Origin of the sequence: Kocuria soli (assembly GCF_003797835.1) — a bacterium.
Taxonomy (GTDB): Bacteria; Actinomycetota; Actinomycetes; order Actinomycetales; family Micrococcaceae; genus Kocuria; species Kocuria soli.
In genome coordinates, this window is record NZ_RKMF01000003.1 from 1 (window position 1) to 19,653 (window position 19,653).

Here is a 19,653-nt window from a genome sequence, read left to right on the forward strand (position 1 = left end):
GTCGCCGGGTGCATCCTGCACGCTGATAGGGGAAGTCAATTTCGTTCACGGGCGATGGCCCGGGAACTGCGCCACCACGACATGGTCGGCCCAATGGGACGCGTCGGCGCAGCCGGAGATAACGCCGCCATGGAATCGTTCTGGTCACTGCTGCAGACGAACGTCCTGAACCAGCAACGGTGGGCCACACGCCAGGAGCTGCGTCTGGCCATCGTGGTCTGGATCGGGCGGAAGTATCACCGGCAGCGAGCGCAGGACACGCTCGGCGGGTCGACGCCCATCGAGTTCGAAGCAAAACTAACCGAGCCGCTCACACTCGCGGCCTAAACCGAATCTGTCATCAGTTCGTTCCTCACGCCCCCGTCCTAGCCACCGCCACCGGCGAGATCCTCTCCGAACACGACATCAACCCCACCAAGGGCTACTGGGGTCTGAACACCATGAACGATGACTCGACTCATCACATTTGTGGAGGCAAGGGGACTCGAACCCCTAACCCTCTGCTTGCAAAGCAGATGCGCTACCAATTGCGCCATGCCCCCGTGGTCGAGTGCTACTCGACCGGGTCGGTCACCTCTCGCCACGCTTGGCGGTCGGCTTCCTGCTCCTGGAATCGCTGGTTGGCGACTCCGGCGGCAATCGCGCCCGTGACGATGACCGCAGCGGTGAGAAGGATCTTCTTCACGTTGCGAACCTCCGTCCTGGACATCGATTCCGTGGGCGTACCAGGAATTGAACCTGGGACCTCTTCGTTATCAGCGAAGCGCTCTAACCGTCTGAGCTATACGCCCGTGGGTCCTGGACCAGAACTACTGTCCTGGGGCTTGGACCGAGAGAAGACATTACACGATGGGCGCCAACCCCCACAAACCCGGGCGGGGGTCGGAATCGAGCATGCTCAGTCGTCGGTCAGGGTAAGACCGATTCCGCCGATCAGCCCGGCGGCCAAGTTGTAGAGCACCGCGCCCAACACGGACAGCAGCGTCAACAGGATCACGTTGATCACCGCGAACACGGTGGCGACCACCGCCACCTGCCCCAGCGAGACCACCTCACGGATGTCCGTGGAGCCCTCCGGCCCGGCCAGCATTCTCATGAGCTCGTTGATGCCGTTGAACAGGCCCGTGATGTCCATGAGGATCCACAGCAGCACTGCGGCCACCAGCGTGATGATGCCCAGCGCCACGGACAGCAGGAACGCCAGCTTCAGCACGGACCAGGTGTCCACCTTGGAGACCACCAGGCGAGCGCGGCGCACCTTGGCGCGCGGTGCCGGGCGAACCAGGCCCTTCGTGGACGGCCGGTTGGCCGCCTTGCCGGACTTGTCGCCGTCCCCGGAGCCCCTGCCCAGAGCCTTGCTCAGCGACTTGCCCTGGTTCTTGTCCGCAACCTTGGTTCCGGCGCCCGCGGGCCCCTGACCAGACGAAGAACTACCCGAGGCCGATCCGGCCTTGGCACCCGAGGTCGACTTGGGTGTGGTTCGACCGCTCGTGCTCGAACGTGCCTTCGGGCTCATGCGTCACCTCCGTGGTTTCCTTCGTCCAACGTTACGTCATCCGCTTCGGCAGATGGTGCCACGGCGTCATCCGTCGCCTGGGTTTCGGCCTCACCAGCGGCTCCACCGTCGACGACGGCGCCCTCTCCGGCCTCCGCTTCGACCTCTTCCTCGATGTGCCGATCTGCGTTCCAGGCAACACCCACGATGGAGTCCTTGGGCGCGGGCTTGGCGAAGATCACGCCCATGGTGTCGCGGCCCTTGGCGGGGACCTCGGACACGGCGGAGCGAACCACCTTGCCGGAGGACATGACCACCATGACCTCGTCGTTCGCGCCCACGATCAGCGCGCCGGCCAGCTTGCCGCGGTCGTCGTCGAGCTTGGCCACCTTGATGCCCAGGCCACCGCGGTTCTGCACGCGGTACTGGTCCACCACCGTGCGCTTGGCGTAACCGCCTTCGGTCACCACGAACACGAAGCTCTCCGTGTTGTCGCGGACCACCTGGGCCGCCAGCAGCTCGTCGTCCTCGCGGAACTTCATGCCGGTCACTCCGGAGGTCGCACGCCCCATGGGCCGCAGGGCCTCGTCGGTCGCGTTGAAGCGCAAGGACTGGCCGTTGCGGGAGACCAACAGCATGTCATCGTCCGTGGAGACCAGCTTGGCGGAGACCAGCTCGTCACCGTCGCGCAGGTTGATCGCGATCACGCCGGCGGACCGGTTGGTGTCGTAGTCCTCCAGGCGGGTCTTCTTGACCAGGCCCCGGCGGGTGGCCAGCACCAGGTACGGGGCGTCCTGGTAGCTCTGCAGCTCCATGACCTGCGCGATGTGCTCGTCCGGCTGGAAGGCCATCACGTTGGCCACGTGCTGACCCTTGGCATCGCGTCCGGCCTCCTGCAACTCATAGGCCTTGGTGCGGTACACCCGGCCGAAGTTGGTGAAGAACAGGATCCAGCGGTGCGTGGTGGTGGTGAAGAAGTGCTCCACCACGTCGTCGCCGCGCAGCGTGGCACCGCGAACACCCTTGCCACCGCGGCGCTGGGCCCGGTACTCGTCCGATCGGGTGCGCTTGACGTACCCACCGCGGGTGATGGTCACGACGACGTCTTCCTCCGGGATCAGGTCCTCGACGGACATGTCGCCGTCGTAGCCCATGAGGATCTCGGTGCGACGATCGTCCCCGTAGCGCTGGACGATCTCCTGCAGTTCCTCAGAGATGATCTGCCGCTGACGTTCCTCGGAGGCCAGGATCGCCTCGTAATTACGGATCATCTCTTCCAGCTCCGCAAAACGGTCCTGGATCTTCTGCCGCTCCAGGGCCGCCAAGCGACGCAGCTGCATGTTGAGGATGGCCTGAGCCTGTTCCTCGTCGATGTCCAGCAGCTCCATCAACCCGGTGCGGGCCTCGTCCGGAGTGGGCGAGCGACGGATCAGGGCAATGACCTCGTCCAGGGCGTCGAGCGCCTTGAGCAGGCCGCGCAGGATGTGGGCCTCTTCCTGGGCCTGACGCAGGCGGTACTGCGTACGCCGGACGATGACCTCGATCTGGTGCTTGACCCAGTGCCGGATGAAGGCGTCCAGGGACAGGGTGCGCGGAACGCCGTCCACCAGCGCCAGCATGTTGGCGGAGAAGTTCTCCTGCAGCTGGGTGTGCTTGTAGAGGTTGTTCAGCACCACCTTGGGGATCGCGTCCCGCTTGAGCACGATCACCAGACGCTGGCCCGTGCGGCCCGAGGTCTCGTCGCGCATGTCCGCGATGCCCGGGATCTTGCCTTCCTTGACCAGGTCGGCGATCTTCACGGCCAGGTTGTCCGGGTTGACCATGTACGGCAGCTCGGTGACCACCAGGCACGTGCGTCCGTGGATCTCCTCCACGTTGACCACGGCGCGCATCTTGATGGAGCCACGGCCGGTCCGGTACGCGTCCTCGATGCCCTTGTGACCCAGGATCTGCGCCCCGGTGGGGAAGTCCGGACCCTTGATGCGCTTGAGCAGCGCCTCCAGCAGTTCCTCCCGGGAGGCCTCCGGGTTCTGCAGCGCCCACTGCACACCGTCGGCCAGTTCCCGCAGGTTGTGCGGCGGGATGTTGGTGGCCATGCCGACGGCGATGCCGGAGGACCCGTTGGCCAAGAGGTTCGGGAACCTGGCCGGCAGGACCACGGGCTCCTGGTTCTTGCCGTCATAGTTGTCCTGGAAATCCACGGTTTCCTCGTGTATGTCCCGGACCATCTCCATGGCCAACGGCGCCATCTTGGTCTCGGTGTACCGCGGGGCGGCTGCGCCGTCGTTGCCCGGGGAACCGAAGTTGCCCTGACCCAGGGCCAGCGGATAGCGCATGACCCACTGCTGGATCAGACGCACCAGGGCGTCGTAGATCGCCGAGTCACCGTGCGGGTGGTAGTGACCCATCACGTCGCCCACCACGCGAGCGCACTTGTTGAACGCGCGGTCCGGGCGGAACCCGCCGTCGTACATCGTGTAGATCACGCGGCGGTGCACGGGCTTGAGCCCGTCCCGGACATCCGGGAGGGCGCGGCCCACGATGACCGCCATGGCGTAGTCCAGGTAGGACCGCTGCATCTCGGTCTGCAGGTCCACCTGCTCGACGCGCTCGGTGATGACCGCGCCGTCCACCGTGGTCGCCTCGACCTCCGTGCCGGTCTGGTCGCCCGGCGTGGGGTCCTGGGGCGTTGCCTGAGTCTCGTCACTCATTCGTGCCGTTTCCGTCCTTGTCTGACTACTTCTTCCCGGGACGTCGCTCCGACGTCCTTATTTGATCTCGTGTGCCGGCTCTCACCAGTGTGTATGCCGGAACCAACATGAACGATCAGATGTCTAGGAAGCGGATGTCCTTGGCGTTCTTCTGGATGAATTCCTTGCGGGACTCGACGTCCTCGCCCATCAGCACGGAGAAGACCTGCTCGGCGGCGGCCGCGTCCTCCATGGTCACCTGCAGCAGCGTGCGGGTCTCCGGATCCATCGTGGTCTCCCACAGCTCGGTGTAGGACATCTCGCCCAGGCCCTTGTAGCGCTGGATCCCGTTGTCCTTGGGCAGACGCTGGTTGTTGGCGTAGCCCTTCTTGAGCGCCTCGTCGCGTTCCGCGTCGGAGAACACGTAGTCGTGCGGGGCGTTGGACCACTTGAGCCGGTACAGCGGCGGCTGCGCCAGGTACACGTAACCGTGCTCGATCAGCGGCCGCATGAAGCGGAACAGCAGGGTCAGCAGCAACGTGGTGATGTGCTGACCGTCCACGTCGGCATCGGCCATGAGCACGATCTTGTGGTACCGCGCCTTCTCGATGTCGAAGTCGTCGCCGATCCCCGACCCGAAGGCCGTGATCATGGACTGCACCTCGGCATTGGACAGCGCCCGGTCCAGGCGCGCACGCTCCACGTTCAGGATCTTGCCGCGCAGCGGAAGAATCGCCTGGTGTGCGGGATCGCGGCCCTGCACGGCCGAACCACCCGCGGAGTCACCCTCCACCAGGTAGATCTCCGAGCGGGAGGGATCCTTGGAGGAGCAGTCCTTGAGCTTGCCGGGCATGCCGCCGGACTCCAGCAGACCCTTGCGACGGGTGGTCTCCCGCGCCTTGCGAGCGGCCAGCCGCGCCTGGGACGCGCTGATGGCCTTGCGGATGATGTCCTTGCCGGCCTGCGGGTTGCGCTCCAGCCAGTCACCGAACTCGTCGTTGACCACACGCTGCACGAACGGCTTGGCCTCGGAGTTGCCCAGCTTGGTCTTGGTCTGGCCCTCGAACTGCGGCTCACCGAGCTTCACGGAGATCACCGCGGTCAGTCCCTCGCGCACGTCGTCGCCGGTGAGGTTGTCGTCCTTGTCCCGCAGCAGCTTGAACTCCCGCGCCTTGCGGTTGATCAGCGTGGTCAGCGCGGTGCGGAAGCCCTCTTCGTGGGTGCCACCCTCGTGCGTGTTGATCGTGTTCGCATAGGTGTGCACGGACTCGCTGTAGGCCGTGGTCCACTGCATCGCGATCTCGAGCGAGAGCTGTCGCCCCTCGTCCTCGGTTTCGAAGGCGATGACGTCGTCGTGCACGCGATCGGCCTTCTTGCCGTCGTTGATGAACGTGACGTAGTCCAGCAGACCCAGGTCGTACTGGTAGACCACCTTGCGGTGCCCGTCCTCCGTGACGCCCACCTTGTTGAGCACCTCCGCCTTGGCGGAGTCGCCCTCCTTGGCGGTCACGTCCTGGCCAGCTTCGCCCTCGGAAGCGGCACCGTCGACGGCGTCGTCGCCCGTGATCTCCACGCGCTTCTCCCCGGCGACCTCGTCACCGGAGTCGTCCAGGGAACGCTCGTCGGTCAGGGTGATGCGCAGGCCCTTGTTGAGGAAGGCCATCTGCTGGAACCTGGCCCGGAGGGTCTCGAAGTCGAACTCGACGGTCTCGAAGATCTCGGGATCCGGCCAGAACGTCTGGGAGGTACCGGTGGCCTCCGTCTCCTCACCCTGGACCAGTTCACCCTGCGGCACGCCGCCGTTGGCAAAGCTCATGCGCCAGGCGTAACCCTGCCGGCGGACCTCGGTGTCCACCCGCGCGGACAGGGCGTTGACCACGGAGATGCCCACGCCGTGCAGACCGCCGGAGACCGCGTACCCGCTGCCGCCGAACTTTCCGCCAGCGTGCAGGATGGTCATGACCACCTCCACGGTGGGCTTGCCCTCCGTGGGGTGCAGGTCCACCGGGATGCCACGGCCGTTGTCCGTGACCCGCACTCCGCCGTCGCTCTGGAGCACGACCTCGATGTGGTCGCAGTAGCCCGCCAGGGCCTCGTCCACCGAGTTGTCGATGACCTCGTACACCAAGTGGTGCAGGCCCCGCGGGCCCGTGGATCCGATGTACATGCCAGGACGCTTGCGAACCGCTTCCAGGCCTTCCAGAACGGTGATGTCACTGGCGCCGTAGCCGCTGTTCGGGCTCTGCTGATCTGCCACGAGCTCTAGGTTCCTCCTGGTTCTCACCCGGGTTCCGCGGGCGCGACGGCCTACGTTCGACGACGTCGATGCTCGACGTCCGGTTCGTCACGGCGCTCCGGGCGGCACAAAAATCGCACGGGATGCTCGACCATCGGGCGGAGCCTCCGCGTGCGCGATGCGCTGGGTGTTTGTCTGTGTGACATCTTACCGGAAACGCGCGCACACGGGCGTCGATTCAGAGTGAAAGTGGCCCCCATCGGGCAAAAACAGTCGGTAGGAGCCACTGGGAGGCAGGGAGATGTGCCCCTTGTCATCCACCAGGCCCCGAGGCGGTCTGTCAGCGTTCCACGGTTCGGACCACCGGGACGTCGTTCACCGAATCATCCGTAGGTGTCCCTCGGTCCACGACCACGCACGGTCCTGGGGCCGCGCTTCCAGTTCGGTGCCACCGGTCCGTGGATCTCCAGGCGGGTCACGATCCCCGTACCGAGCTCCGTCTCGATGCTCTTCAGCACCTGGGACTCCAACATGCGCAGGTTCGTGGCCTGCGCCGTGGAGGAGCACCGGATCTTGAGCACGGTGTCCTCGAAGGCCTCCGGCACGCAGTGTTCGGCGATGTACGGACCCACGATCTTGGGCCACATGTTCATGACCGAGCCCACCGCAACCGGTGTGCGCCAGCCCCGTCCGGACACGAATCGCTGCATGACGGACCCGACGCCCTGCGGGTCCCGAGCGGACACACCGGCACCCGAGTACCCGCCGAGTTGCCGGGGGTCGGTCTGTTCCTCGCGCTTGCGCACCGGGCTGGCGGTCCGCGAATCCATGGCGGCGGCGAAGTTCCGCAGATTGGCCTTGGCCGCCGCACCGTACAGCCGCCCCTGCCCGCGGGATTCCGCCGCGAAGCGGACCCGGGTCAGCGCCGCGGCCGCCGCGTCGACCTCGTCGCTGATGCGCACCACGTTGAGCTCACCGTTCGGATCATCCTCGGGCTGCTCACTCATCGCTGCCCTCGGCCGTCTCCCTCGCCGTTTCCTCGGCCGTTTCCACCCTCCCCGGTGACACGGCAATCACTCTGATCGCCTCGTTGCCCTGCGCGTCCCGCAGGGCGCTGGGCACGTCGTCGGCCACGGCCGCGGTGACCAGCACCTGTTCGGCACCGGAGACCGCCTCGGCCAGACGGTCGCGACGGCGCGCGTCCAGCTCGGCGAACACGTCGTCCAGGATCAGGATGGGTGAGGCACCTTCGCTGCGGTCGTCGTCCAGGTGCACGTACCAGGACCCCAGGCGCAGGGCGAGCGCATAGGACCACATCTCGCCGTGGGAGGCATAGCCCCTGGCGGGGAAGTCACCCAGATTGAGCTCGAGTTCGTCACGATGCGGGCCCACCAGGGACATGGCCCGGTCGACTTCCTTGCTCTGCATCCGCTCGCAGGCTTCGAGGATCAGGTGTCGGAGGTCGGCCACGGAGAAGTGCTCCAGATCCGCGACCCGTCCCTCGGCCTCCGCAGGCAGGACGGAGGACCGGTAGCGCAGGGACGGGAACCGAGGACCGTCGGTCAATTGGGCGTAGGCTCGGTGGACCTCCGGCTCCAGCGCTTTCACGAGCTGGAGCCGGGCGTGCAACAACTGCGCCCCGGAGGTTGCCAACTGCTCGTTCCAGACGGACAAGGTCGCCAGGTGCGCGTCGGTCACCCGGCCGGCGGCACGGGCGGATTTCAACAGGGCGTTGCGCTGCTTGACGGTCTTGTCGTAGTCGGCGCGCACTCCCGCCAGAACGGGACGCATGGATGTGGCCAGCTCGTCCAGGAACTGGCGCCGGTTGGAGGGATCGCCCTTGATCAACGCCAGGTCCTCGGGGGAGAACAGCACCGTGTGCACGGTTCCCAGCGCCTCCCGCGCTCGCGTTGCGGACCCGCGGTTGATCCGAACGGTGTTGGCCTTCCCGTTCTCCAGGGCGAACTCCAGCGTGGTGCGATGGCCCGCGCGTCGGACCCCGGCACGAATGACGGCGCGCTCGGCACCCATCCGGATCAGCGGTGCCGTCGAGGACACCCGGTGGGAGCCCAGGGTCGCCGTGAAGTCCACGGCCTCCACGATGTTGGTCTTGCCGACCCCGTTGGAGCCCAGGAACACGGTGATCCCGGGGCCCAGGGCAAGGTCAAGAGCCGCGTAGGTGCGGAAATCCACCAGAGACAGGCTCTCAAGATGCACGGCGACCCCCGCTGGGTGAGAGGGCGAGTTCTCCGACCGCCCCTGCGGACATCAGGAGTTGGGCAGGCGGACCGGCATCAGGAGGTACCGGTAGTCGTCGCGGTCCTCGCCGTCGGATTCCTCCTGGGCGGAGAGAACAGCCGGCTTGGGCGGTGCCGTGAAGGAGAACCGCACGTACTCGGAGCCGAAAGCGTGCAGGCCCTCGGAGAGGTAGGTGGGGTTGAAGGCCACCGTGATGTCGTCGCCCTGAAGGTTGGCCTCGATGATCTCGGAAGCCTGGGCGTCCTCCCCGGTGCCGGCGTCCAGTGCCACCTGTCCTTCGGTGAAGGCCAGCCGTACCGGGGTGTTGCGCTCCGCGACCAGGGACACACGACGTACGGCTTCGACCAGCTCAGAGGTCTTCACGGAGGCCGTGATCGGAGTGGATTCCGGGAACAGGGAGCGGATCTTGGGGTATTCGCCGTCGATCAATAGGGACGTGGTCCGGCGGCCACCGGATTCGAAGCCCACCAGTTCCGCTGAATCGGAGAGGGCAATGTTCAGGTCACCCGCGGGGCCGAGGGTCTTGGCGATGTCGTTGAGCGTTTTGGCCTTGACCAACGCCGAGGTCTGCAGCGACGAGCTGCCGGGACGCCAGGTGAGCTCGCGCATGGCCAGGCGGTAACGGTCCGTGGCCAGCAGGGTCATCCGTTCGCCGTCGATCTCCACCCGAACACCGGTCAGGATCGGCAGGGTGTCGTCCTTGGACGCCGCGATGTTGACCTGGGCAACGGCCTGTGCGAACTCGGCGCCGTCCACCACACCGGAAACCTCCGGGAGTCCGGGCAGTTCCGGGTATTCCTCGACGGGCATGGCTGCCAGGTTGAACCGTGAGGACCGGCAGGTCAGGGTCAGTTTCCCATCCTCGGCGACGACGTCGACCGGAGCGGAGGGCAGGGATCTGCAGATGTCGGCCAGAAGGCGACCGGAGACCAAGGTGGTCCCTTCCTCCTGGATCTCGGCATCGATGGACACCCGCGAAGAGATCTCGTAGTCGAAGCCCGCCAGAGAAACCTGCCCGGCTTCCGCCTTGAGCAGCAGACCGGAGAGCACCGGGACCGGAGGCCTGGGGGACAACGATCGAGCTGTCCAGGTCACAGCCTCAGCCAGGACGTCACGTTCCACGGAGAACTTCACGGGTTGGCAGCCTTTCATTCGCAATGCCGCGCGGTCCGGGACCGAACACACGACGACAGCATGCTATCGGCGTCGCTCCAGGTAATCCATCCGGTGTGCACCTGCGTGCCAGCGTCAGATGATCTGGGTGGGGACAGAACTCATCGATCGTGGAGAGCTTGTAATTACACGTGCCGGGTCAGATCCCTCGAACGTTGTTCGGAGAAGAGAAGAAGATGGGTAGGAGTGTTAATAACCCCTGTGGAAGATGTGGAAAACCATGTCTGAGGGCCCCAGCTCAACGATCGACCTGTGGGTTTCCTGTGGTCCTGGATCCACGGAACGAATCCCTCTCCGTGGAAGAACATCCTTGTCATTCCGCGGATCTCCACACGTCGTCCACCCGCAGCCCGAAGTTGTCCAGTCCGAAGAAGCTGTTCTCCACAGAGTTGTCCACAGGTGGTGATTCTCCACCGTGCACAGGACGTCCACACCGCACCAAATCTTGTGATTACAAAACGATCCGGCCTTGTCGATGCGGGCCGCACCCTGTGGAAAAGTCAGGGGCCGCCTCATTCGAGGTAGCCCCTGGAGTGATCGCCGGCTGGTTCACCGGTGGCACGTTCGGCAGTGACCGGTGAAGAGCCTGGCGGTGGAGAGAAGTGTCAGCCCGTGCGCTGTTGCTGCTTGATGCGGTTGGTCAGTTCGGTGACCTGGTTGAAGATCTGACGCCGCTCCGCCATCAAGGTGCGGATCTTGCGGTCTGCGTGCATGACCGTGGTGTGGTCGCGGCCGCCCAGTTCCTGACCGATCTTGGGCAGTGACATGTCCGTGAGCTCGCGCAACAGGTACATGGCGATCTGACGGGCGGTGACCAGGGTCCTGGTCCGTGACTTGGACTTGAGCTCGTCCAAGGAGATGTCGAAGTAGGCAGCGGTCTGCCCCAGGATCGTGGCCGCGGTGATCTCCCCGCCGTCGTCGTCCGTGATCAGGTCCTTGAGCACCAACTCCGCGAGCGGGAGGTCCACCTCCTGCTTGTTCAGCGAGGCGAATGCGGTCACGCGGATCAACGCACCCTCGAGCTCCCGGATGTTGGTCGAGATGTGAGAGGCGATGTACTCCAGGACTTCCGGAGAGGCCTTCATGCCGTCCGCGTCCGCCTTCTTGCGCAGAATGGCGATGCGGGTTTCCAACTCGGGCGGCTGAACGTCCGTGATCAGACCCCACTCGAAGCGCGACCGCATCCGGTCCGCGAAGCCCGTGAGCTGCTTGGGCGGCATGTCGGAGGTGATCACGATCTGCTTCTCGTGGTTGTGCAGGGAGTTGAACGTGTGGAAGAACTCCTCCTGCGTGTGCTCCTTGCCGGCCAGGAACTGGATGTCGTCGATCAGCAGCATGTCCACGTTGCGGTAGATCTCCTTGAAGGAGGAGCCCTCGTCGTCGCGGATGGAGTTGATGAAGTCATTGGTGAACTCTTCCGAGTTCACGTAGCGCACGCGCATCTCCGGGTAGAGGCGCTTGCCGTAATGGCCGATCGCGTGGAGCAGGTGCGTCTTGCCCAGCCCGGAATCGCCGTAGATGAACAGCGGGTTGTAGGCCTTCGCCGGGGTTTCGGCCACGGCAAACGCGGCGGCGTGAGCGAATCGGTTCGACTGGCCGATCACGAAGGACTCGAAGATGTACTTGGGGTTTAGCCGCGCGGAGGAGTTCCATTCGGTGGTCTCGGCCGTGGCCGTGCCGTGGTCCTCACGAGCAACTGCTGTGGCATCGGCGTGCGGCACTGTCCCGTTGGACGAGACGGGTTCGGGCTCCACCGGCTCGGTTGCGCCGTAGTCGACGACGAGGGGCTGTGAGTCACGCAGCGGCTCGGGCCCCGATGATCCGCGTTCGGCTTCCAACTCCTCGAGCGGCGGCAGGGTGTTCTCGGAGTTCCCTGACGTCGCGTGATCTGACCGTTCCTGATCACCGGTACCGCCGACTCCGGCAGCCTGGGGTTGTTCGACCTTGTCGAGTTCCGTGTCGACCACGACCGCCATGAGGGTGTCCGCCCCGAAGGCCTGGGTCACGGCATTGTTGATGGCCGCCGCGATGGTCGATTGGAAGACTTCCCGAGTCAGCTCGTTGGGCACCGCCACCAACAGGGTGGATCCCATCAGGCCGCGCGGCTGGGCCAGGCTCAGGAAGCCACGGTGGCGGGGGCTGATGGAGGGATCCGCGGTGAGAGTTTCCAGGCACTGTGCCCACTGCGTGTCGAGCACTTGGTTCTGCTGAAGACTCACTGCTGCGGGCTCCGGGAATCTCTCGGGGGCGGTCACCGGACTGGTCGGCCGGACGGTCCCCCGATTTCCACAGACTTGTTCACAACGGTGGATATCGCGCTGGGGGTGGGGCGCGAACGTCAGCCTAGAGCACCCGTCGTCGGTGCTCATAGTGAGTTTTCGGGCCGCCGGGGAACTACACTTCTGTAGTTACACGCCTGCTCGCGCGCCGTCACTGGGAAGCGGCGGGTCGAGGTTTTCCACAAGATTTTTTCGAGACCGTGCACAGTTGTGGGCAACCGGAAGAACATCAGCCGACAGCCGCGCGATCTCGCTCACGCGCAGTTGACCGGATGTCTCACCCTGCCTAGACTTGGCCAGTCTTGTGTCTGCATTGCGCCCGTACATTCGTGATCCACGGTCGTCCAGGACACACCCCAATGACCACCGCAAAGGTGGACCGGCTCACGTACTGAGCGGGTCGTCGCGCGCCCTTGAATCGGCTGCGTGCCCCGCTCGACATGAACCGTTCCGCCCTTCCTTTTTCGGGAGATTCACAATGAGCAAGCGCACTTTCCAGCCGAACAACCGCCGCCGCGCCAAGAAGCACGGCTTCCGTGCCCGCATGCGCACCCGCGCCGGCCGCGCCATCCTGTCGGCCCGCCGTTCCAAGGGCCGCGCCTCCCTCTCTGCCTGAGATCGTTCGCGCGACCGCAGCGCCCTGACCTCTGGGGCCTCACGGAACCGGGGGTCTGGACGGGCGGTCAACGACCACAATCCGCAAGGGGTGAGTGCGTGCTTCCGTCACAACACAGGATGCGCACGTCCACGCTCTTTGCAGCGACCACACGTTCCGGGGCCCGTCAGGGTCGCCGGAACGTTGTCGTCTACGTACGTCCCACCGGCCCGGACCAACCGGTCCGCGCCGGGTTCGTCGTGTCCAAGGCGATCGGCAACGCGGTGACCCGCAACCGGGTCAAGCGTCGGCTCCGGGCCTTGGTGGAGGACAGCGTCCGATCACGACCGACCGGATGCGACGTCGTCGTCAGGGCCCTCCCTCCGGCGGCGGAGGCAACGTTCCACGAACTGGCCGCGGACTGGAACTCGGCCTGGTCGAAGGCCAGGGTCAAAGCCGGGGGCAGCGCGGATTCCCTGACGGGAGCCCACTCATGACCGAGAACGTGGACCCCGGAGTCGCGCAAGATTCCGCGAACCGGAAGACCTCCCAGGAACTCTTCGACGCCGCACCGTCCGAATACGTGCACCCGAACACGGCCCTGCAGGTTCTGTGGCTCCTGCCCCAGAATCTGCTGATCGCGGGCCTCAAGATCTACCGGGCCCTGGTTTCGCCGCTTTACGGGGACGTCTGCAAACACTTCCCCACGTGTTCGGCGTACGGCCTGGAGTCCGTCACCCGGCACGGAGCGGTACGCGGCTTGGGCCTCACCGTCCGGCGACTGTTGCGTTGCCACCCTTGGGCTGCCGGTGGGATCGACAGAGTTCCCGACGGCGGTCGGGCCTTCCACACCGTGGAGGACCTGCCCCGCATCATGCTGCTGAACCATCCCACCCCCGAGGACCGAGCACGACTCCTGGCCTCATGCGCCCCGGCCGCCGGCGCGCATCGCACACCCGACGGTGACGCGACGTCACCGGCTGAATCCCGGACCGGCACTGCCACCGGTACGACGGACTCGGCCTAAGGAGAGACCTTCCCATGAACTTCTTCGATCTGATCTTGTGGCCCTTCAAATGGGCCGTTTCCGCCGTTCTCTGGCTGTTCCACTCGCTGTTCACCGCCGTGGGGATGGATCCTGCCAGCGGGTGGACCTGGGTGCTGGCCATCGTGGGCCTCACGCTCATCATGCGCACCCTGACCATTCCGTTGTTCATGAAGCAGATCCGCTCGATGCGCGGTATGCAGGTGATCCAACCGGAGATGGCCAAGCTGCAGGCCAAGTACAAGGGCAAGACCGATCAGGTCTCCCGCCAGGCCATGGCTCAGGAGCAGATGGCCCTGTACAAGGAGCACAACGTCAACCCGTTGGCCTCCTGCCTGCCGATCCTGGCTCAGATGCCGATCTTCTTCGGCCTGTTCCAGGTGCTCAACGGGGTGCCCAAGGCTGCATCGAATGATGAGGGCATCCTGGTCCTGAACTCGGACATGATCCACCAGTTCTACGACAGCACCCTGTTCGGTGCCCCGCTGTTCTCCACGCTGCGCAGCCCGGGCGACGGCAACCACACGGCCACCGTCGTCATCGCGATCCTGCTGGTGATCGCGATGACCGTGACCATGTTCATCTCCCAGAAGCAGCTGGCGGCCAAGAACGTGTCGGAGGCGACCAAGGAGTCGCCCATGTACCGCCAGCAGCAGATGATCATCTACATCTTCCCGATCATCTTTGCCGTGACCGGCATCAACTTCCCGATCGGTGTGCTCATCTACTGGACCATCTCCAACCTGTGGTCCATGGGCCAGCAGTACTGGATGATCCGCCGCAACCCCACCCCCGGTTCCCAGGCCGAGCGTGAACTCAACGAGCGCCGTGCCGCCAAGGGCCTGCCCCCCGTCGGCAAGTCCAAGGAAGAACACGAAGCCGAGCTCGAAGAGGCTCGCGCCAAGGCCGCCGCGGGACAGCGCCAGCAGCCCATGAGCAAGAAGCGTCAGAAGGCCCAGACCAAGAAGGCCCCTGGTTCACCGAACCGAACCGGATCTTCCGGATCGGGGTCGACCGGCAAGAAGTAGGGCGACGGCGGCCCGGTTCACACCGCCGCTGATCCTGGCCGCACCCGGTCCATTCCGAATGCCGCTGCCGGCATCCACCACGAACTTCCCGAGGAGCTCCCGTGAGCAACAACCAGAACGAAACCGCCGGTGAGGCGATCGAGGTCGAGGACCTGGAACCAGGTCAGGAAGTGGACGCCGCTGCCGTTGCCGCCGGCGTCGACGTCCCCGCTGATCCGGAGAACGGGCCCGAGTCCGATTCCGGGCGCGATTCCGCGCCCGCAGACGTGGCCGGAGCCGAGAACCAGGACGACGACGTCGACCCCCTGGTCGAGGAAGGCGAGATCGCTGCGGACTACCTCGAAGAACTACTGGATCTGGCGGATCTGGACGGCGACATCGACATCGAGGTGCGCAACGGCCGGACCTACCTGTCGGTGCTGAACGAAGAGGGCACCTCCGAGGACCTCGAGATCCTGGTGGGCCGTGACGGTGAAGTGCTCGATTCCCTTCAGGAACTCGTGCGACTGGCGGTGCTCGCCGCCACCGAGCACCGGAGTCGACTGGTCCTGGACATTGCAGGCCATCGCAACCAGCGGGCGGGCAAACTCAAGGACCTGGCCCTGGAAGCCGTGGACAAGGCCCGCTCGACCGGGGAACCCGTTCACCTGGACCCGCTGTCCCCCTACGAGCGCAAGATCGTCCACGACGTCGTTGCCGAGGCCGGACTGCACTCGGAATCCGAAGGCGAAGGCGCGGGCCGACACATCGTGATCAGTGTCGAGGGCTGAGCTGTGGCGCCCAGCGGCCCCGATTCCCGACCGGCACCCGAACCCCAGGAACCGCCGATTCTCGAGGGCAAGATGCTGGAGGCCGCGGAGGCGGTTTTCGGTGACAACCTCGACCTCGCGCGGGCTTACGTGGGGCACTTGGCGTCCTCAGGCATTGTTCGCGGCCTGATCGGACCGCGGGAGGTGCCCCGTCTGTGGGAACGGCACGTCCTGAACTGTGCAGTGGTCGAGTCCCTGATTCCCCGGGACGCACGCGTGGCTGACGTCGGTTCAGGTGCCGGACTCCCCGGACTCTGCCTGGCCCTGGCCCGACCCGACATCTCGATCACCCTGATCGAACCCCTTGAACGTCGGGTGACCTGGCTCGAAGAAGTGGTACAGGACCTCCAGCTGGGCAATGTGCAGATCCTGCGCACCCGCGGCGAGCAGGCGCGCGATCAGCTCGGTGGAGTGGACGTCGTCACGGCTCGCGCGGTCTCGGCCCTGACCGGACTCCTGGACATCACCCTGCCCCTGCTGGACGGTGACGGCCAGCTCCTGGCACTCAAGGGTCGCTCGGCCCAGGCGGAGATCGACAAGGCGCAGAAGAAGCTCAAGCGGTGGAAAGCGGATCGGACCGAGATCCTGACAGTGGGTCAGGACTTGCTCGACGAACCGACAACCGTTGTCCGGGTGAGCCTCTGAGCACCTCCGGGGGCTCAATTCACAGCGGGTAGGGTGGAGCCCGGCCAGCAGCCCTGATGCTGCTACGGCCGACCATGACCGTTCACGGCAATCAACGGAGGCCAATCGATGCCGCAGCACGACGTCCATCGGGTGGACGACCGCGAACTACCACCCGATCCGGTGGCCTCCCCCGACAGGATCGTCCCGGACCGTGCGAGGACCATCGTGCGGGAACCCGGTATCACCAACGCCGAAGTCCATCGAAGTGCGGGAGACGGCCCGCTCGGGAGGAAGCTCGTGGAAGAGAACCAGCGACGGCAGCGTCTGCAGAAGCTTGACGTCCAGCGCCCGGCTGACACCCGCGTGTTCACCATCAGCAACCAGAAGGGCGGCGTGGGGAAGACCAGTACCTCTGTGAACTTGGCTGTTGCAATGGCCAAGCAGGGACAGAACGTGTTGGTCATCGACAACGATCCCCAGGGCAACGCGTCCACGGCACTGGGCATCCCCCACTCCACGGAGGTCAACAGCGTCTACGACGTGTTGGTCGACGAGCTACCCCTGAAGGACGCGGTTGTGGAGTCGCCCGAAAGCGAACGATTGTTCGTGGCACCGGCGACCATTGATCTTGCGGGCGCAGAGATCGAGTTGGTTTCGATGGTGGCCCGCGAACAGCGGTTGTCCCGGGCAATCGCTCAGTACAGGAAGGATCGTGAAGAGGCCGGCCTGGAGCGGCTTGACTACATCTTCATTGATTGCCCTCCCAGTCTTGGTCTGCTCACGATCAATGCCTTCGTGGCCGCGTCCGAAGTACTGATTCCGATCCAGTGCGAGTACTACGCGCTCGAGGGACTCAGCCAGCTCCTCAACAACATCGGCATGATCCAGAAGCACCTCAACCCGTCGCTCAACGTCTCGACCATCATGTTGACGATGTACGACGGCCGCACGAACCTGGCGTCACAGGTTGCCGACGAGGTTCGTACCCACTTCCCGGACAAGGTCCTGGAGACGATGATCCCGCGCTCGGTTCGGATTTCTGAAGCACCGAGCTACCAGCAGTCGGTCATCACATATGACCCTCAATCGACGGGCTCCCTGGCCTACCTGGAGGCGGCAGCTGAAATTGCCATGCGAGGTGGGCAGGTCAGCCAGTAGAACCTGAACTGACTGCGTTGGTCGCCAAGGAGGGCGCCGTTTCACGTGAAACGGTGCCCTTTCCTATTGCCCGTCACTTCTGACGAGATTCCTGGATGGGGGCATCCGTAGACATGAGTTGGGACGAACTCACGACCAGGGTTCACCTTTTCGGCTGTCGTTCCTTGAGGAAGGTCTTGAGCATCCGAGAGCTCGCTGGTGACGGTCACGGGTGGTTCCTAGGGGTCTGTTGGTGAATGGATTCACGTGCGGGATGACGGCTGCGGCTCGGCTTGCCGGATCATCTGGGAGCGCACGTTTCACCTGAAACATCAGATTCCATCTCCCATGGCATCCCGCTAGCGTGACGGAGCTTGCGTCAGGGTCATCAGCTAAGACTTCGTAGGCGGTGGCTGGAGGTATAAGAAGCGCGGGCTGTGTGGCTGGTGCGTTGCTACTGAACTGCAGCTATGTCCTAACGGATTCACGTGAAACGGCGACAAGGGGCCAGTTCGAGTTCTCCACCCAAGTAGAATCGTCCGAGTTGTCGATGTGAATGGAGCGAACTGTGGCGGAGCGACGAAGAGGCCTTGGACGCGGATTGGGTGCGTTGATTCCGAGTGGTCCTACGACGGATGAGATACCTGGAAGTACCCCAGCTGACGACGATGTTGTCGCGTTTGAGAACACACGTACCCCACAGTCGGAGACGACCGAAGTTTCACGTGAAACGGGTGGGTCGTCGGACCGACCCGAGACTGGGGTGCTTGAAAAGTCGACATCAAATGACGCGGACTCCAACTCCTCCACCGAGGAGAAGAGTCAAGGCTCCTCCCTTGAGTCGAAGGCTAAAGCCGGTGGCGGAACTTCCAAGCGGAAGTCGGAAAGTGCAGGTGGCACCGGCTCGAAGGCCGAGAAGCCGAGCTCCAAGGCGAAGTCCAAGTCCCCTGGGCAAAAGTCCAAGGATGATGAGAAGAAGGCTTCCGCCAACGATGGGGGCGTCGACGAGCGGAAGTCGAGCGACAACGAGGACGTTTCACGTGAAACGCCGAACGGTCGCAAGCGGAGTGTGAGCGCCGAAGCGCGTCAAGAGGCGATGCGCGCGAGGATGAACCTCGGTGGTACCCCGCGGTCCGAGGGGTCGCGCCGGCCCTCGGACATGTTCTTCACACCATCCGCTACAGAGTCGGCGAAGAGTGAAGATGTAGACAATCCCTCTCCTGACCTCCCCGCAGTCGTTAACTCCAGTGCGTTGACGGACAATGTTTCACGTGAAACGGGACAAGGACAGCCTGAGAATGCAGTCATAGACACATCGAAAACCGGAGAGCGGCCGGTCACAGCGTCTGCTGAATCAAGGCCGGAGGATGGGGAATCTCTCCAGACCGTGCCCGGGGCCTCGTTCAGGGAAGTCGATGTCAATGACATTCACCCGAACCGCAAGCAGCCACGACAGGTGTTTGACGAGGACGAACTTGCAGAGCTCGCCTACTCCATCGGCGAGCTGGGAGTCCTTCAGCCCGTCGTCGTACGTCCATCGCGGGAGGCGGAAGGACCCGCGTATGAGCTGGTCATGGGTGAGCGCCGTTGGCGCGCCACGCAGCGAGCCGGCCTGGAGCGCATCCCCGCGATCGTGCGTGAAACCAGTGACGACGATCTGTTGCGCGATGCGTTGCTGGAGAACCTTCACCGATCACAGCTGAATCCCCTGGAAGAGGCGGCTGCATACCAGCAGTTGATGGAGGAGTTCGGCGCGTCTCAGGAGGAGCTGTCGCGTCGAATCGGGAGATCGCGGCCGCAGATCAGCAACACGTTGCGGCTTTTGAGGCTCCCAGCTCTGGTGCAGCGTCGAGTGGCCGCCGGCATCCTGTCCGCAGGCCATGCTCGTGCCCTCTTGGCTTTGGAGGACCCGGCGGAGATGGGGCGGCTCGCTCAACGCATTGTTGCCGAGGGCCTGTCCGTTCGAGCTACTGAAGAAGCTGTGACGCTGTCCAAGAGCCGCAAGCCAACCGTTCGTCGCAGCGCTCAGACGCAAGAGCGACACAGGGAGCGGCTCGACTACATCGCGGACGCGTTCTCCGACAAGCTGGACACCAGCGTGAAGATCAATCTGGGTGCCCGCAAGGGTCGGATGACCATCGAGTTCGCTTCCGTCGAGGATCTGAACCGGATCATTTCGGTCCTGGATCCGCAGGGATTGCCGGAGAACCAGGAGTAGCAGGCAAGCCATTCACTCTGCCAGGGGGCAGAGACGAGAGAACGGCCCCGACAACTCACGGG

Annotated in this window: 17 protein-coding genes and 2 tRNA genes; 9 read left to right on the forward strand and 10 right to left on the reverse strand. The window is 64.6% G+C overall.

The features are described 5' to 3' along the window. Positions 1 to 327, forward strand: a 327-nt coding sequence (locus tag EDL96_RS02840; RefSeq protein ID WP_233568641.1) for an integrase core domain-containing protein, incomplete at its 5' end; no start/stop codon positions are given. A gap of 142 nt (positions 328 to 469) precedes the next feature. Here EDL96_RS02840 and EDL96_RS02845 read toward each other — a convergent pair. The 10 genes from EDL96_RS02845 to dnaA all read right to left on the reverse strand — a co-directional run bounded on the left by EDL96_RS02845 (position 470) and on the right by dnaA (position 12,072). Further along, a tRNA-Ala gene (locus EDL96_RS02845) sits at positions 470 to 542 on the reverse strand. 11 nt (positions 543 to 553) lie between these two features. Next, positions 554 to 685 (reverse strand): DLW-39 family protein, encoded by a 132-nt coding sequence (locus EDL96_RS13600; protein ID WP_209280899.1) that lies wholly within the window; start codon positions 683 to 685, stop codon positions 554 to 556. 32 nt (positions 686 to 717) lie between these two features. Then, a tRNA-Ile gene (locus tag EDL96_RS02850) sits at positions 718 to 791 on the reverse strand. A gap of 107 nt (positions 792 to 898) precedes the next feature. Continuing rightward, a complete protein-coding gene (locus tag EDL96_RS02855; protein WP_123824317.1) occupies positions 899 to 1,516 on the reverse strand; it encodes a DUF3566 domain-containing protein in 618 nt (205 codons plus the stop codon). After that, positions 1,513 to 4,206 carry a DNA gyrase subunit A gene (gene gyrA, locus EDL96_RS02860; RefSeq protein ID WP_123824318.1) on the reverse strand — a complete coding sequence of 898 codons (2,694 nt, stop codon included), beginning with the start codon at positions 4,204 to 4,206 and terminating at the stop codon, positions 1,513 to 1,515. Before gyrA ends, EDL96_RS02855 begins: the two co-directional genes overlap by 4 nt. A 115-nt stretch (positions 4,207 to 4,321) precedes the next feature. After that, a complete protein-coding gene (gyrB, locus tag EDL96_RS02865) occupies positions 4,322 to 6,442 on the reverse strand; it encodes a DNA topoisomerase (ATP-hydrolyzing) subunit B (RefSeq protein ID WP_123824319.1) in 2,121 nt (706 codons plus the stop codon). A gap of 362 nt (positions 6,443 to 6,804) precedes the next feature. Then, positions 6,805 to 7,428, reverse strand: coding sequence for a DUF721 domain-containing protein (locus EDL96_RS02870; protein WP_123824320.1), 624 nt, complete (start codon positions 7,426 to 7,428; stop codon positions 6,805 to 6,807). After that, positions 7,421 to 8,638: a DNA replication/repair protein RecF gene (gene recF, locus EDL96_RS02875; protein WP_123824321.1), complete on the reverse strand. Its 1,218-nt coding sequence runs from the start codon at positions 8,636 to 8,638 to the stop codon at positions 7,421 to 7,423. The genes EDL96_RS02870 and recF overlap by 8 nt, the downstream gene beginning before the upstream one ends. Positions 8,639 to 8,689: 51 nt before the next feature. Continuing rightward, positions 8,690 to 9,814, reverse strand: coding sequence for a DNA polymerase III subunit beta (dnaN, locus tag EDL96_RS02880; protein ID WP_123824322.1), 1,125 nt, complete (start codon positions 9,812 to 9,814; stop codon positions 8,690 to 8,692). A 644-nt stretch (positions 9,815 to 10,458) separates the two neighbouring features. Continuing rightward, positions 10,459 to 12,072, reverse strand: coding sequence for a chromosomal replication initiator protein DnaA (gene dnaA / locus EDL96_RS02885; protein ID WP_123824323.1), 1,614 nt, complete (start codon positions 12,070 to 12,072; stop codon positions 10,459 to 10,461). 538 nt (positions 12,073 to 12,610) lie between these two features. On the opposite strand from dnaA, the gene rpmH reads away from it, so the two are divergent. The 8 genes from rpmH (at position 12,611) to EDL96_RS13605 (ending at position 19,591) form a co-directional block, all read left to right on the forward strand. Further along, positions 12,611 to 12,748, forward strand: coding sequence for a 50S ribosomal protein L34 (gene rpmH, locus EDL96_RS02890; protein WP_123824324.1), 138 nt, complete (start codon positions 12,611 to 12,613; stop codon positions 12,746 to 12,748). A gap of 98 nt (positions 12,749 to 12,846) precedes the next feature. Further along, complete coding sequence (gene rnpA, locus EDL96_RS02895) at positions 12,847 to 13,224, forward strand: ribonuclease P protein component (protein ID WP_123824325.1); 378 nt, start codon at positions 12,847 to 12,849, stop codon at positions 13,222 to 13,224. Further along, entirely contained in the window at positions 13,221 to 13,754 is a 534-nt protein-coding gene (gene yidD / locus EDL96_RS02900) for a membrane protein insertion efficiency factor YidD (RefSeq protein WP_123824326.1), read from the forward strand. Before rnpA ends, yidD begins: the two co-directional genes overlap by 4 nt. Before the next feature lie 14 nt (positions 13,755 to 13,768). After that, positions 13,769 to 14,800: a membrane protein insertase YidC gene (gene yidC / locus EDL96_RS02905; protein WP_123824327.1), complete on the forward strand. Its 1,032-nt coding sequence runs from the start codon at positions 13,769 to 13,771 to the stop codon at positions 14,798 to 14,800. A 266-nt stretch (positions 14,801 to 15,066) separates the two neighbouring features. Continuing rightward, positions 15,067 to 15,570: a Jag family protein gene (locus tag EDL96_RS02910; protein WP_233568668.1), complete on the forward strand. Its 504-nt coding sequence runs from the start codon at positions 15,067 to 15,069 to the stop codon at positions 15,568 to 15,570. A gap of 72 nt (positions 15,571 to 15,642) precedes the next feature. Continuing rightward, positions 15,643 to 16,254 carry a 16S rRNA (guanine(527)-N(7))-methyltransferase RsmG gene (gene rsmG, locus EDL96_RS02915; RefSeq protein WP_123824497.1) on the forward strand — a complete coding sequence of 204 codons (612 nt, stop codon included), beginning with the start codon at positions 15,643 to 15,645 and terminating at the stop codon, positions 16,252 to 16,254. Positions 16,255 to 16,533: 279 nt separating this feature from the next. Beyond that, the gene (locus tag EDL96_RS02920) at positions 16,534 to 17,394 is read left to right on the forward strand and encodes a ParA family protein (RefSeq protein ID WP_148079885.1); all 861 of its coding nucleotides are present in this window, start codon (positions 16,534 to 16,536) and stop codon (positions 17,392 to 17,394) included. A gap of 742 nt (positions 17,395 to 18,136) precedes the next feature. Beyond that, a complete protein-coding gene (locus EDL96_RS13605; protein ID WP_233568643.1) occupies positions 18,137 to 19,591 on the forward strand; it encodes a ParB/RepB/Spo0J family partition protein in 1,455 nt (484 codons plus the stop codon). The last annotated feature ends 62 nt before the right edge of the window (positions 19,592 to 19,653 follow it).